Annotated in this window: 11 protein-coding genes; 6 read left to right on the forward strand and 5 right to left on the reverse strand. The window is 60.8% G+C overall.

The genetic code is table 11. The features are described 5' to 3' along the window. Nucleotides 1–483 precede the first annotated feature (483 nt). From HFK74_RS18285 to HFK74_RS18295, 3 genes are all read left to right on the forward strand, one after another. Entirely contained in the window at nucleotides 484–1,341 is an 858-nt protein-coding gene (locus tag HFK74_RS18285) for an SDR family oxidoreductase (RefSeq protein WP_180204661.1), read from the forward strand. A gap of 223 nt (nucleotides 1,342–1,564) precedes the next feature. Continuing rightward, nucleotides 1,565–2,914, forward strand: coding sequence for a sodium:proton antiporter (locus HFK74_RS18290; protein WP_180204662.1), 1,350 nt, complete (start codon nucleotides 1,565–1,567; stop codon nucleotides 2,912–2,914). Between the two features lie 203 nt (nucleotides 2,915–3,117). After that, nucleotides 3,118–3,594, forward strand: a complete 477-nt coding sequence (locus HFK74_RS18295; protein ID WP_180204663.1) for a hemerythrin domain-containing protein — start codon at nucleotides 3,118–3,120, stop codon at nucleotides 3,592–3,594. A gap of 150 nt (nucleotides 3,595–3,744) precedes the next feature. Here the strand turns inward: HFK74_RS18295 and HFK74_RS18300 are convergent, their stop codons facing one another. The 3 genes from HFK74_RS18300 to HFK74_RS18310 are packed head-to-tail and all read right to left on the reverse strand — an operon-like array spanning nucleotide 3,745 to nucleotide 9,648. Then, nucleotides 3,745–5,664: a PAS domain-containing sensor histidine kinase gene (locus HFK74_RS18300; RefSeq protein ID WP_180204664.1), complete on the reverse strand. Its 1,920-nt coding sequence runs from the start codon at nucleotides 5,662–5,664 to the stop codon at nucleotides 3,745–3,747. Between the two features lie 7 nt (nucleotides 5,665–5,671). Next, nucleotides 5,672–7,984, reverse strand: coding sequence for an ATP-dependent DNA helicase (locus HFK74_RS18305; RefSeq protein ID WP_180204665.1), 2,313 nt, complete (start codon nucleotides 7,982–7,984; stop codon nucleotides 5,672–5,674). After that, entirely contained in the window at nucleotides 7,981–9,648 is a 1,668-nt protein-coding gene (locus HFK74_RS18310) for a VRR-NUC domain-containing protein (RefSeq protein ID WP_180204666.1), read from the reverse strand. Before HFK74_RS18310 ends, HFK74_RS18305 begins: the two co-directional genes overlap by 4 nt. Nucleotides 9,649–9,843: 195 nt before the next feature. On the opposite strand from HFK74_RS18310, the gene HFK74_RS18315 reads away from it, so the two are divergent. Both HFK74_RS18315 and HFK74_RS18320 read left to right on the forward strand, forming a co-directional pair. Then, entirely contained in the window at nucleotides 9,844–10,068 is a 225-nt protein-coding gene (locus HFK74_RS18315; RefSeq protein ID WP_180204667.1) for a YgdI/YgdR family lipoprotein, read from the forward strand. A gap of 98 nt (nucleotides 10,069–10,166) precedes the next feature. Then, nucleotides 10,167–10,826: an MliC family protein gene (locus tag HFK74_RS18320; protein WP_180204668.1), complete on the forward strand. Its 660-nt coding sequence runs from the start codon at nucleotides 10,167–10,169 to the stop codon at nucleotides 10,824–10,826. 25 nt (nucleotides 10,827–10,851) lie between these two features. On the opposite strand, the gene HFK74_RS18325 is transcribed toward HFK74_RS18320, so the two are convergent. Together HFK74_RS18325 and HFK74_RS18330 are read right to left on the reverse strand one after the other, a co-directional pair. Continuing rightward, the gene (locus HFK74_RS18325; RefSeq protein ID WP_180204669.1) at nucleotides 10,852–12,258 is read right to left on the reverse strand and encodes an FAD-binding oxidoreductase; all 1,407 of its coding nucleotides are present in this window, start codon (nucleotides 12,256–12,258) and stop codon (nucleotides 10,852–10,854) included. A gap of 50 nt (nucleotides 12,259–12,308) precedes the next feature. Further along, a complete protein-coding gene (locus tag HFK74_RS18330) occupies nucleotides 12,309–13,124 on the reverse strand; it encodes an AraC family transcriptional regulator (protein ID WP_180204670.1) in 816 nt (271 codons plus the stop codon). 260 nt (nucleotides 13,125–13,384) lie between these two features. Here HFK74_RS18330 and HFK74_RS18335 point away from each other — a divergent pair, with 260 nt between their 5' ends. Continuing rightward, the gene (locus HFK74_RS18335; RefSeq protein ID WP_180204671.1) at nucleotides 13,385–13,657 is read left to right on the forward strand and encodes a DUF1652 domain-containing protein; all 273 of its coding nucleotides are present in this window, start codon (nucleotides 13,385–13,387) and stop codon (nucleotides 13,655–13,657) included. The last annotated feature ends 155 nt before the right edge of the window (nucleotides 13,658–13,812 follow it).

Consider the following 13,812-nt stretch of genomic DNA (forward strand, 5'->3'; position numbering starts at 1 on the left):
CCACGGAGCAGGACCGGAGCGAGGGTATGCCGAGCATTAGCGAGGCACCGAACGCCAGGGGCAAGAGCCCTTGGTTACTTAGGGCCGGGCGGCGTTCCGTTTTTCCAAGTGACTCGCCGTAAGGGCGAAACCATAAGTGGCCGTAACCGGAGGAATGGATATGTACGCCTGAAAGACAATCATCGTCTGTCAGGACGCCTTCGCCGGCAAGCCGGGTTCCTACAGTAAGAGCGAAACCCTAAGTGGCCGTAACCGCAGGAATGGATATGTACGCCTGAAAGACAATCATCGTCTGTCAGGACGCCTTCGCCGGCAAGCCGGGCTCCTACAGTAAGGGCGAAACCCAAGGTGGCCGTTACCGCAGGAATGGATATGTACTCCGATAACAAGCAAGGATTTCAATGGGCCGCCATCCAACCGAACTCCACCCAAAAGGCCAGGGTCAACCCTTTGACCGCCCAACCTTGAATGCGGAGAGCGACGATGAACGATTACCCCAAACCACCCTTCCCCAAACAACACCAACCCGTCCCCGGCTCCCAGCGCAAAATGGACCCGTACCCGGACTGTGGCGAGCAGAGCTACAAAGGTTCGGGTCGATTGAACGGCAAGATCGCCCTGGTTACCGGGGCCGACAGCGGCATAGGCCGCGCGGTGGCCATTGCGTTCGCCCGTGAAGGTGCCGACGTGGCCGCGGCCTACCTTGATGAGCAGGAAGACGCGCAAGAAACCGCACGCTGGGTTGAACAGGCCGGCCGCCAATGCCTGCTCCTGCCGGGCGACCTGGCGCACAAGGTGCACTGCCGGGCCCTGGTGGAGAAAACGGTCGAGCGTTTCGGCCGCATCGACATCCTGGTCAACAATGCTGCGTTCCAGATGACCCACGAAAACCTCGAGGACATCCCCGACGAAGAATGGGCGATGACCTTCGACGTCAACATCACCGCCATGTTCAGGATTTGCCAGGCGGCGCTCAAACACATGCAACCCGGCAGTTCGATCATCAACACCAGCTCGGTCAACTCCGACATGCCCAACCCCACCCTGCTGGCGTATGCCACGACCAAGGGCGCGATCGCCAACTTCACCGCCGGCCTGGCGCAAATGCTCGGACCGAAGAATATCCGGGTCAACAGCGTGGCGCCGGGACCGATCTGGACGCCGCTGATCGTCTCGACCATGTCCGAGGAAACCGTACAGAACTTCGGCGCCAATACCCCGCTTGGCCGCCCGGGCCAGCCGGTGGAAGTGGCGCCGATTTACGTGCTGTTGGCCTCGGATGAAGGCAGCTACATCACCGGTCAGCGCTTTGGGGTGACCGGGGGCAAGCCGATCCTGTGATCCTGCAAAGTGGAACCAGGCCATCCCTCTAACACTCAATACTGTATAGGCCCACCCTGGCGCGCCTTTCGACTCCTGGAGATCGTCATGTCCGCACCTGTCGTCAAACGGTTCACTCAGCCGAACTCCCCGTGGAGGGAGATTCGCCAGGAAGAACAAGCGGGCAATCCTGGGCGAGGTAGCCGCCTTTTGCGCGCTATCGTCAGCCAATGATCCCCGGGCCATGAGCTTCATTGCCTGGGTCGCGGTGCTGGGTGCCGTGCTGCTGACGCTGGCACTGACCTCGTCCTACCTGCGCTGGATGCCGGTGACCACCTCGGCCGTCTGCCTGGCATTGGGGGTGGTCATCGGGCCGGCGGGGCTGGGCTGGCTCAGGCTGGACATCAAGGAGGCCGCGTACTGGATGGAGCACTTGACGGAAGTCGCGGTGCTCTTTTCGTTGTTCGTCTGCGGACTCAAGCTGCGCCTGCCCCTCAGGGACCGTAGGTGGCGCGTGGCTTTCGGGCTGGCGGGACCGGTCATGGTCCTGACCATCATCGGCGTCTGCCTATTGCTGCATTACGCCTTTGACCTGCCGTGGGGGCCGTCGTTGCTGATCGGCGCGATTCTGGCCCCCACCGACCCGGTACTGGCCTCGCTGGTGCAGGTCAACGACGCCAAGGACGTCGACGCGGTTCGTTTCGGCCTGTCCGGCGAGGCCGGGCTCAACGATGGCATTGCCTTTCCCTTCGTGATCCTGGGCTTGCTGTTGATCGAGCAAGGCGGCGGTGCTTCCACCGCCTGGCTCGATGACTGGGCGCTCAAGCGCCTGCTGTGGGCGGTGCCCGCTGGCTTGCTGGTCGGCTACGGCATGGGCCGTGTGATCGGGCGCCTGACGTTGTCGATGCGCATCAGGAACGCCGACAGCACCCTGTCGCCCAACGACTACCTGACTTTTGCCCTGATCGCCCTGGCGTATGTCGCGGCCGAGTCGGTGCATGGCTACGGTTTCCTGTCGGTGTTCGCGGCGGGCCTGGGGTTGCGTCGGGCGGAGGTCAAATCCATGGGGCACTTGCAGACGCCGGCCGAGCATTTGGTACAGCCGGTGGTCGGTCATCAGAACGTCGAGCCTGATGCCGCCGTGCATGGTGATGTGACGAACCTGGAAGAAGCGCAGGTAGCGGCCGGGATCATGATCGGCGACATGCTGTCTTTCGGCAGCCTGGTCGAACGGGCCATGGAGGTGTTCCTGGTGACGTTGCTCGGGGTGGTGCTGGTGGGTCATTGGGACTGGCGCGCGCTGCCGATTGCACTGGTGCTGTTTTGCGTGATCCGGCCGCTGATTGTCGGCCTGGCACCCTGGGGCACCTTGCTTGACCGCAAGCAGCGGCTGTTGATCGGCTGGTTCGGGATTCGCGGCATCGGTAGTTTCTACTACCTCTTCTATGCCCTCAATCACGACCTGGCGCCGTCGATGGCCACCTTGTGCACCGACCTCACGCTGTGCGTGGTCGCCTTGAGCATTCTGATTCACGGGATCAGCACCCAACCGATCCTTGCCCACTATGAACGGCAAAAGCAGCCATCCACCTAATCGATCCTTGCCGTGGCGAAGTGCATGAATCAAAGCCCTGAGTCATGCAGCCTGCATGGCGCCTATTGGCCATTAGTGCTTATATCTCTTTGATTTTTTGACTCTTTCCAGCGGCATCAAAGCGGCACGACAAATGCTCCACAACGATGAGTGTCCTGCGGTGAAAACCGTTCGAGCTGCCCTCAATCTGGAGAGACTCAACCATGAATGCCCTAGACCTGTTGAAAGCCGATCATGAACGCGTAAAAGGCATCCTCAGCCAACTGAGCGAATCCACCGAACGCGGCCTGAAAAAGCGTGCCGAGCTGCTGGCAAAGCTGGAAATGGAAATCGCGATCCATACCCGCCTGGAAGAAGACGTCCTGTACCCGGCCTACAAGGAAGCCGGTGGCAAGGAGCAGGACGTCATGTATTACGAAGCCAAGGAAGAACACCGTACCGTGGATTCCCTGGTGCTGCCGGACCTGAAAGTCACCGACCCGTCCACGCCGGAGTTCGCCGGTCGCGTCAAGGTGGTCAAGGAACTGCTCGAACATCACATTGAAGAGGAAGAGACCGAGATGTTTCCCCAGGCTAAAAAGCTGCTAGGTAAAGCGGCGCTGGATGAGCTGGGGGAAAAAATGGAGACCCTCAAGGCCCGCCTGAAAAAGGAACACGACGGTTCGCATATGGCTGCTTGATGGTTAGATGTTTTGTAACGGCGGCGACCCAAACCTGTAGGAGCCCGGCTTGCCGGCGAAGGCGTCCGTAAGAGCAATGCCATGTTCAAGGACGCCTTCGCCGGCAAGCCGGGCTCCTACAAAAAAACGCGGTGGCACAGAGGACGGTGTCTACATGGCCGAAGCAATGATCTCCACCAGATTCAACTGGGTAAACGGCTTGGACAACCGCGGCAACCTGGCCGCAAACCCTTCCAGTCGCTCGGCATAACCGGTGGCCAGGATGATCGGCACTCTGGGATTGCGCGTGCGGATGGCCTCCGCCAGTTGCGCGCCGCTCATGTGCGGCATGGCCATGTCGGTGATGACAAGATCGATCGTCGGATTGTTCTCGAACTGGTCCAGCCCCTGGGCGCCGGACGTCGCGGTGATCACCCGGTGACCGAGATCCTCGAGCAACAGGCAGGTGCTGGTCAACACCAGGCTGTCGTCGTCCACCACCAGGATGCACAGCCGAGGCACTTCCGGCGCTGTCGGCTCCTCGACAAGGGGGCCCGAAATCGAGCCTTCCGAGGCCACGGGTAACCAAAGCTCTGCGGTAGTGCCCTGGTTTTTCTGGCTCTTGAGGATGAATCGCCCACCCAGTTGCTCGATGAAGCCATGGACCATCGACAACCCCAGCCCGGTGCCCTTGCCAAGCCCTTTGGTGGTGAAGAACGGGTCCATGGCCGAGGCCAGTGTCGCTTCATCCATTCCTTCGCCGGTGTCGGTGATACTCAGGCATACATAACGTCCCTTCAGCGCAGGCGATCGGGATTGATCAGCAACGGTTTCGGCGCAAGCACTGATGACGATTTTCCCGCCATTGGGCATGGCATCGCGGGCGTTGGTGGCCAGGTTCAGCACCGCCAGTTCGAGCTGGTTGACGTCGGCCAGGACCGGCTCGAGCTGCGCTGGAAAAAGGGTTTCCAGTGCCACGGCAGGCCCGAGTGAGCTGCGCAGCAGTCCGCTGATCCCTTGCACCAGCACGGGGAGTTCCACCGGTTCGGACTTGAGCTCCTGCTTCCTGGCAAAGGCCAGCATGCGCTGGGTCAGGGACACGCCGCGCAATGCGCCCTGGGTGGCGTTGTCGAGCAAACGGATGATTTTCGGGTCATCGGCCAGGCGTTTGCGCACGATTTCCAGATTGCCCAGAATGACGGTCAGCAAATTGTTGAAGTCGTGAGCAATCCCGCCGCTGAGCTGGCCGATGGCTTGCATCTTCTGCGCCTGGAACAGCGCCTCGCGAGTTTGTTCAAGCGCCTGCTGCGCCTGGGTCGCTTCGGTGATGTCGCGGGTGATCTTGGCAAAGCCGAGCAAGGTACCGGTGTCCCCCCAGATCGGGTCGACCACGACATGGGCCAGGAACCTGGTGCCATCCTTGCGCACCCGCCATCCCTTGTTCTCGAAACGCCCCTCACGCTTCGCAGTCTCCAGTGCCCGGTTTGGCAAGCCGGCAGCCTGGTCTTCAGGGGTGTAGAACATCGAAAAATGCCGGCCAATGACTTCTTCGGGCAAGTAACCCTTGATGCGCTGGGCCCCCAGGTTCCAGTTGGTCACGCGGCCATCCGGGGCAAGCATGTAGATGGCGTAGTCGGTGACGCTTTGCACCAGTAGCCGAAACTGTTGTTCGCTTTGCTTGAGGGTCTCTTCGGCCATCTTGCGATCGGTCAGGTCACGGGTGATCTTGGCAAATCCCAGGAGCGTGCCCGCCGGATCGTAGATCGGATCGATCACCACATGACACCAGAAATGCGTGCCGTCCTTGCGCACACGCCAGCCTTCGCCCTCGAAACGCCCCTCGCGCATGGCCGTGTCCAGGGCCCGCTGGGGCAAACCGGCACGACGATCTTCCTCAGTGTAGAAGCGCGAGAAATGCTGGCCGAGAATCTCGGTCTCCTCGTAACCCTTGAAACGCCGGGCCCCTGCGTTCCAGCTGGTAACGATGCCATCGGGATCAATCATGTAGATCGCATAGTCAACCACCGCATCGATCAGCAGACGCAGGCGCCTGTCTTCAATGCTCCCGGCCCGGGTTCGATCTTCTCTCATTGATCCCTCATATCGGGTGCTGTATTTCTGCAGTATGCGATAAACCATCCATTTGAACAGCCGTCGACGCGATTGACCACCAGCGTGGCAGCAATTGCTTGACCTTGCTCTCGCCAAACCGGTCATCGATCAACATCACCACGCCTTGATCCTGCTGTGTACGAATCACCCGGCCTGCGGCCTGCACCACTTTTTGCACCCCGGGAAACAGGTAAGTGTAGTCGTAGCCTGCGCCAAACATGGCCGCCATGCGCTGCTTGAACTGCTCGTTGACCGGGTTGAGCTGCGCCAGCCCCAGGGTGGCGATGAACGCGCCGATCAAGCGTGCACCTGGCAAATCGATGCCTTCGCCAAAAGCCCCGCCCAGCACCGCGAAGCCCACACCCTGGCCATCGGCGGTGAACCGCTCGAGGAACGCCTGGCGTTTCGCCTCCGCCATGCCCCGTGACTGCGACCACAGATTGATTTCGGGATAGCGCTCGGCGAGCAACTGCGCCACTTGCTGCAGGTAATCGAAGCTGCTGAAGAACGCCAGGTAATTGCCCGGGCGCTGCAGGAACTGCCGGGCGATCAGCTCGACGATCGGCGCCAGGGATGCCTGGCGATGAACGAAACGCGTGGAGATCTGGTTGACGATCCGTACGTGCAACTGATCGGCATGGAAAGGCGACTCGACGTCGATGCACACGGTGTTCGCCGGGGTACCCAGCAAATCGGCGTAGTAATGGCGAGGGCTGAGGGTCGCCGAGAACAGCACGGTACTGCGGGCAGCGCTCAGGCGTGGGCCGATGAAGCTGGCGGGCACCACGTTGCGCAGGCACAGTTGCGAGAGGTTGCGCTTGCGTTCGAGGTCACGCTTGCTGATGTCGAACAGGTACTGCTGGTCAAAGAGCTCGGCCACTCGACAGAACTGCAGCACGTCGAAGTAGAAGCGCTGTAATGCGCTGTCGAGTCCCTGGGGATGATCGTTCAGGTAATCGCCGATGCTGGCGCTGCACGATGACAAGGCCTGGAGCAGTTTTTCCGGCGCCTTGTCGTAGGCCTGATAGGCACCGAGTTGCTGGTTATGCAGGGCGTTCCATTCGCGGTTGACCCGCTGCAGAGGTTTTTTCAACGCCTCGGGGGCGGTTTTTCGTACGCCGTCGAGGGTCGATTGATCGAGACTGGCGCTGTACATCTGCCGGCCACGTTCCACCAGATTGTGGGCTTCGTCGACCAACACCGCGACTTTCCAGTTGTTGGCCTGGGCCAGGCCGAACAACAGCGCGCTGAAATCGAAGTAGTAGTTGTAATCGGCAACCACCACGTCGGCCCAGCGCGCCATTTCCTGGCTCAGGTAATACGGGCAGACCTGATGCTCCAGGGCAACCTGGCGCAATGCGCCCTGGTTCAGCAGGCTCAGCTCGCTGGCGGCCTGGCGCGCCGCCGGCAATCGATCATAAAAACCTTGGGCCAACGGGCAGGATTCACCGTGACAGGCCTTGTCCGGATGTTCGCAGGCCTTGTCCCGGGCGATCATCTCCAGCACCCGCAGGGGCGGCGCATCGGCGCGTGCCAGGATTACCTGCGCGGCGTCCAAAGCCAGTTGACGTCCCGGGGTTTTCGCCGTGAGGAAGTACAGCTTGTCCAGTTGCTGCGGTGCCAGGGCCTTGAGCAGTGGAAACAGGGTGCCGAGGGTCTTGCCAATCCCCGTGGGCGCCTGGGCCATCAGGCAACGCCCGGTGCTGACAGCCTTGAACACCGATTCGGCGAGGTGACGCTGGCCCGGGCGAAAGTCGGCATGGGGAAACGCCAGCTGTTGTGCCGCAAGGTTTCGCCCCTGGCGATGGGCCGCTTCCTGTTCGGCCCAGTGCAGGAACAGGCCGCAATGGTGTTCGAAGAACTGCTCGAGTTCGCAGGCAGCAAATGCCTCGACCAGACAGGTTTCCTTTTCGCTGACGATATCGAAATACACCAGCGCCAGGTTGATCTGCGCCAGATCGAGTTTGCGGCACATCAGCCAGCCATAGACCTTGGCCTGTGCCCAATGCAGTTGCCGGTGGTTGGCCGGTTGCTTGCTCAAGTCGCCACGGTAGGTCTTGACCTCTTCGAGGCAGTTTTGCGCGGCATCGTAGCCATCCGCCCTGCCCTTGACTGTCAAGCCCTGATACGTCCCTTCGAGGGCAACTTCACTCTGGTAGCCCTCACTGCGCCGTGACGCCACCGTGCGATGCCCGGCGATACCTTCCAGCGCGGTCGGCGACGGGGTGAAGCGCAAGTCGAGGTCACCGACCTTGGCGGTGAATTCACACAAAGCCCGCGCCGCGATACTGTAGCTCAAGCGTCCTGCTCCGCCCATTGCACATGACACACGGCAATCGGCATCCGGTGCTCCTGGCAGAACTCCAGCCAGCGCAGCTGGTTGTCCTGCAGGCGATCGCCCGGCCCCTTGACTTCGATCATGCGGTAGGTTTTTTCCTGCGGCCAGAACTGGATCAGGTCCGGCATGCCCGCGCGATTGGCCTTGATGTCCAGCAACAAGCGGTTGAACCAGTGCTTGAGGTGTTCGGCGGGCAGGCAGTCCAGCGCCTGCTCCAGCAATGTGTCGCTGAGTACGCCCCAGAAAACGAACGGCGACTGCACACCCCACTTCTGGGCATAGCGCTGACGGATGGTGTCACGGTAGCGGCCGTCGTCGAGTTGGTCGAGGCAGGCCTGGAACAACTCGGCTCGGCGACTATGGAAGTCTTCGCTGAGCAGGTCCACCGGACCGCGCTGGAACGGATGGAAAAACGCCCCCGGCAGCGGTGCGAAAATCGCCGGCCAGCACAGCAGGCCGAACAGCGAGTTGATCAGGCTGTTTTCGACGTAATGAACCGGCGCCGAGTCTTCGTCCAGGTGCGCCTGCACGTACTCCTCCACCGATAACAAGGGCTCGGTCCTGCTCAGTTGCAGGTCCAGGCGCAGCATCTGCCGAGGGGCCGGGCGCTTGACCGGCGGGCCACCCAGCTTGCGACGCAACCTGGGCAGGACACGCAGCAGGTGTTGCTGCTCGGCGGCGTTTTGCGGCGACTGTTCAGCCTGGCACGCCAGATCCAGGGCCAGTTGGTACTCGGCGCAGCGTTCCAGCACACGGATCATGCGCAAACGTGCACCGGGATACGCGCAGTCGCGGTACAGGGTCAATGCGTTGGAGAAATCACCGGCGCGCTCGCACGCCTGGCCCATCTGGAACAGCAGCTTGTCGCGACGCCTCTGTAGCCAGGGATTGCTCAGCGCAAGGCTATTGATCTGCTCGACAATTCCCGCCACCGCCTCGCCGGCCAAGAAAAGCTGCTGGCACTGGTGGAGGAACAGGCAGGCTTCGACGTCCTCGCGACTGCGCAAGCCTCGGGATTGCGTGCAAAGCTCGACTTTTTCATAGGTGAAGATGCCCAGGTCCGCCAGGACGAATTCAGACCAGTCCTGGTAAAGATTGCCGAAAAACATCAAGCGCAGGCGATCGCACAGGCTCATGATGGTCAGGCTGAACAAGCGGTCGCTCAACGCCGGACACCAGTCGTTGAAGGACTGCGCTTGAGGAAACTGCTCGCACAGTGCCGGCAGCCAGTCGGTCTTTTTTCCCTTGGGTTGAACAATGGCGTTGCCCAGGCATTGAAGTATTTCTGCCTTGAGCAACACTTCGAATAGCACCTCGACCGGTAACGGCTGGTGCTCGTCGAGCCAGCCCAGCGCCAGTAGCGGACGGGCTGCGTTGGCGATGTCACCGATCTCGACGTAATGCAGCTTGCTGGCGCGGAAATGAATGCCCTTGCGCATGACCAGCCTGACCAGCAGCGCCTGCGGCTCGCGGGGCAAGTCATTGAAGTCGCGAATGAAGCGACGTTCTTCGTCGCTCAACACGTCGGCATAGCGATGCTCAAGCCAATCAAGCACTTGCATGAAGTTGTTGAGGTAGTAGAACGGATCGTCGAGCGGATTTGCGGTCACGGGGAAATGGGCCATGATGAGCGAGCACTGGTTATGCATACAGATACCAGCAACGCCCTGCCCCATGCAAACGGAAAAGGATAAGCGGCGGCGCTGCAAGGGTTTTTTGCCTTGGGCATCGAACTTTCTGCCGTTCCATGGCACCAATCGCCAGAGAGCTGGATTCGCTTGCGACAGCCACACTGTTTTTTCGGACAATGAGAGGTGATTATGAACATCAGGACTCTGGGGTTCCCCCTGGCAGTAGCGGCCTTCATCGCCCTGGCCGGCTGCTCGACGCCCACGGTGGTCACGCTGCAGAACGGCACCCAGTACTTGACCAAGGACATGCCAAAAACCAGGACCAAGGACGGTTTCTTCGAGTTCGAGGATATTTCCGGGGCCAAGGTTAGAGTCAGGGCCGATGAAGTGAGTACGATTCGCCAGGAAGACTGAGCCCGCGAAGCGTTTTTGCTGCGCTCCCCTGATGTGGCAGGTTTCGAGCACTGCCTTACACTGCGATAGACCCAGTGCGACCGGATGATGGTGTCGAAATGAAAATGGTCACGCCTCGTTTGACCTCCCTCCTCGCGGTCGGCGCCTGGGCTTCAATGAGTCTTGGTGCAAGCGCCGCGACACCCGCGCGATCGTTCAATACCAGCTTCGACTGCGCCACGGCCAGGGAGCCCGTTGAAAAGCTTATCTGTCGCGACGCTCGACTGGCGCAGATGGATCTCGAACTGACGCGGCTGTATCGCCTGGCGCTCACCGATGAGCATTCGGTGCCGCGACCGGACAAGGTCGAGATCGACCAGCGCTTCTGGCTGCTCGCCCGCGATCAGTGCGCGGTCGAGGCCGATCCCAAGGCATGTACCGTGCGCCACTATGCCGAGCGCGCGCACCAGTTGCGCCAAGGCTCGGCCATTGCCCGGACCAAGGACCCAAGCAGGCGCACCGAAGGCCCGCAGGCGTTTCGTTGCGCAGGGCTTGGCGCACTGGTGGCCGCCACGTACTTCACGGTCGAACCGGCGGTGGTGTACCTGAAATGGGCCAATACCTCGACCACGCTGGAACAGGTGTCGAGCCCCTCAGGAACCCTCTATAAAGGCAACGACTACAGGGGCAGCCAAAGCTTCTGGCAAGACGGCAACGATGCGCTGTTGCAGATGCCCGGCGCGGGTCCAATGCGGTGCACGGTCGAACCGGTCAGTTGATCACGTCCATCGAAGGCAGCACTGCTCAGTGCATGAAACCTTCCATGAACCCCGCGACCCCGCTGGCGAGCTTGCGCCGCCAAGGTGCGCTGGCCGGGTTGGCCAGGGTCTGGTCCTCGTGGACGAAGCTGCGGATGATCGCGTTGTAGCCGAGCCAGCGCCAGGGTTCGGGCTCCCAGGCCTTGAGCGCGTCCATTCCGCCCCGGGCAATCACCCACGGTTGGCGGACCAACTCGGTGTCACGTTGCAGGATCAGGTCGGCAAGGGTCCTGCCGCCCAGGTTGCTGGCGCCGACACCCTCCCCGCCATAACCGCCGGACAAGGCGATGCCGCAGGCTGGGTCGCAGAGCATGTGCGGCTTGAAGCGGCGCGACATGCCCAGGTTGCCGCCCCAGCCATGGGTGATCTGCACATCGCGAAGTTGTGGGAACAATTCGCCGAACAGATAACGCCGCAGTTCAATTTCGCTGCGCGTCAGGTCAAAGTCATGGCGCAGCTTGCCGGCAAACTGATAACCGCCACGGGCGCCGAAGATCAAGCGGTTGTCTGCCGTTCGCTGGCCGTAGGTCACCTGGCGGCTGCTTTCGCCGAACGCCTGGCCATCACTCAGACCAATCTCTTCCCAGGTGGCAGCCGACAAGGGTTCGGTCGCCACGATCAGGCTTTGCACCGGTAACTGATAACGCCCCAGCGGCGGCAAGCTGGCTGCATAGCCTTCCACCGCAGGCACCACCCAGCGGCTGCGCACCGAGGCCTGGGCCGTACGCAGGCTGCCGGACTGCCAATGACTCACCGGGCTGTTCTCGTAGATCCGCACGCCCATGCGCTCGACCGCGCGCGCCAGCCCCCGGACCAGTTTGGCCGGATGCAGGGTCGCGACGTGTGGCGCATGGATAGCGCCGTAGGGCTTGGCGATGCGAAGCTGCTGCGCCAACTGGTCAGGGTTCAACCAGCGGTATTCGTTTTCATTGAGACCCTGGCTGTACAGCTTGTCCAGGTACTGGCGCAGGCTGGTCTCCTGCTCGGGGTAGCGCGCAGCACAGTAAAGCGCGCCACTTTTTCGAAAATCACAGTCGATACCTTCACGTTCGATGACATTTTTTACTTCATCAGGGATGTCATGCAGCAAATCGTAAGAGGCTCGGCGTTGCTCGGGTGACGAGTCGGCGAGCAGCCGGTCTTCGCCCAGCAGATTGCCCATCAACCACCCGCCGTTGCGCCCCGAGGCGCCGAAACCGGCGGTTTGCGCCTCGATAATGACAATGTTCAGGTCGGGCGCCTGGCGCTTGAGGTAATACGCGGTCCAAAGCCCGGTATACCCCGCGCCGATGATGGCGACGTCGACGTCCAGATCCTGTTCCAGCGCCGCACGCGCCAGCAACGGCTCGTCGAGTTGGTCCATCCACAAACTGATAGTGCGCCACGCCGGCATGCAAGACTCCGTCACTCAGACTTCGATGGCGTTGATCCTAATGCGCAGGCTCAGGCGTTGTCTTGCGCGCGGGCACGCAAGGAAATTTGTTTCACGTAGGCCTTGGGCGACAGGCCCGTGTGCTGGCGGAAACAGCTGTAGAACGCCGACAGTGAATTGAACCCGGCGGCAAACGCCAACTCGTCGATACGCACCGCCGGCATGGCACTGTCCAGGGCGTTGAACAGGTGCTGCAGACGGGCCTGGTTGACATAGCGATAGAAGCTCAGCCCCAGCACCTGGTTGAGCAGATAGGAGATCTGATTGCGACTGTACCCGCACTCCTGCGCCACGCGTTGCAGGTCGAGCTGCGGGTCGAGATAAGGTTGCTGGCGTTGAAAGTACTGTTGCAGGTCGTCGGCCATGAAGCTCAGCTGACGCGGCGACAGGCCCAGCCGGCTGACCGCCGGGCGCTGGATGCCGGCTTGTTTGCCGGTTGGCTGTTCGTGAACCAGTGAAGCATATTCGTTGACGCGCCAGATCAGCCCGTCCTTCACGGTGATCGCCTCGCTGGCGCGAAACGACACCAGCCCCTCACCGCCGCGCAGGGTGATGCGGTACTGGATAAACGCGGTGTTACCGTCCAGGCGGATGCGATCCGAGTGCTCCAGCGCTTCATCCGGGTCGCGGGGCATGCTGCTTTGCACATAGTCACGCAACTGCGCCAGCCCCATCACCTGGTTCTGGAAAAAATCGCTGTATTGGACGTCGGGGTGAAACAGCGCCATGACCCCGTCCAGATCGCGGTGTTTCCAGTGCAGGTGGTAACGCATGACCGTCTCGCCGGTGGCCTGGGTTTGCAGCGGACCATCATCCTCGGCGTGCATGTAAGGTCTCGTCGAAAAGTGCCGAGCTTGCCCAAGTTTGCCTGCGGCTTCAATGACTGACGGGAGCTGGCCATTGCGCAAACGTTAGCGTGTGTGACCTGAATCAAAAAAATCTCGGCAATTGCCAAACGGCCTGAAAAATCCACATTTTTTTCACATCCAGCTGCTACTTTTAAAGACTGTCACTGGTTGAGCCAATGAAGGCTCTTCCCTCCTACCATGAGCTAACGGAAGCGCTCGATGAAGAAGGCGGGCAACACATGAATAAAGGGTTCAGCAAGGTTACTTTTCCAAATGCCTGCCAGCTGATGCGCTGGCATTTTCATCCCATGGGTTTCGAGGCGAGCATGGACGCCCCGGGCAGCATGATTGCCCGTTTGTTTGATCGAGCCAGTGGCGAGACCATGATCGCCATCGCCGGTATCCCCTGCTCGACGGTGATGAACGCCGCCGACGTCGAGCGAATAATCGAAGCCGTGGAGGATGAGCTTGAAGCGTTCGTTCCTCCGGTGGCCCTCAGGAGTTATGCCTGACGGCAGGCCTGCCATCCAAAAGCCCACGATATTGTGGGCTTTTTGTTTTTTTCAGGCTTGATTGCTGAGTGCATATCCATTGCTGCGGTAACGGCTGCTTATGGTTTCGCTCTTACATCTATGGTTACCCCCTTTTCTGCAATACTGTTTTTGAT

It is taken from the genome of Pseudomonas sp. SbOxS1 (assembly GCF_013416725.1).
Taxonomy (GTDB): Bacteria; Pseudomonadota; Gammaproteobacteria; order Pseudomonadales; family Pseudomonadaceae; genus Aquipseudomonas.

Coding starts and splice junctions, on each gene's coding strand:
- HFK74_RS18285 (WP_180204661.1), top strand. CDS start 484: ATGAACGATTACCCCAAACCACCCTTCCCCAAACAACACCAACCCGTC.
- HFK74_RS18290 (WP_180204662.1), top strand. CDS start 1,565: ATGAGCTTCATTGCCTGGGTCGCGGTGCTGGGTGCCGTGCTGCTGACG.
- HFK74_RS18295 (WP_180204663.1), top strand. CDS start 3,118: ATGAATGCCCTAGACCTGTTGAAAGCCGATCATGAACGCGTAAAAGGC.
- HFK74_RS18300 (WP_180204664.1), bottom strand. CDS start 5,664: ATGAGAGAAGATCGAACCCGGGCCGGGAGCATTGAAGACAGGCGCCTG.
- HFK74_RS18310 (WP_180204666.1), bottom strand. CDS start 9,648: ATGGCCCATTTCCCCGTGACCGCAAATCCGCTCGACGATCCGTTCTAC.
- HFK74_RS18315 (WP_180204667.1), top strand. CDS start 9,844: ATGAACATCAGGACTCTGGGGTTCCCCCTGGCAGTAGCGGCCTTCATC.
- HFK74_RS18320 (WP_180204668.1), top strand. CDS start 10,167: ATGAAAATGGTCACGCCTCGTTTGACCTCCCTCCTCGCGGTCGGCGCC.
- HFK74_RS18325 (WP_180204669.1), bottom strand. CDS start 12,258: ATGCCGGCGTGGCGCACTATCAGTTTGTGGATGGACCAACTCGACGAG.
- HFK74_RS18330 (WP_180204670.1), bottom strand. CDS start 13,124: ATGCACGCCGAGGATGATGGTCCGCTGCAAACCCAGGCCACCGGCGAG.
- HFK74_RS18335 (WP_180204671.1), top strand. CDS start 13,385: ATGAATAAAGGGTTCAGCAAGGTTACTTTTCCAAATGCCTGCCAGCTG.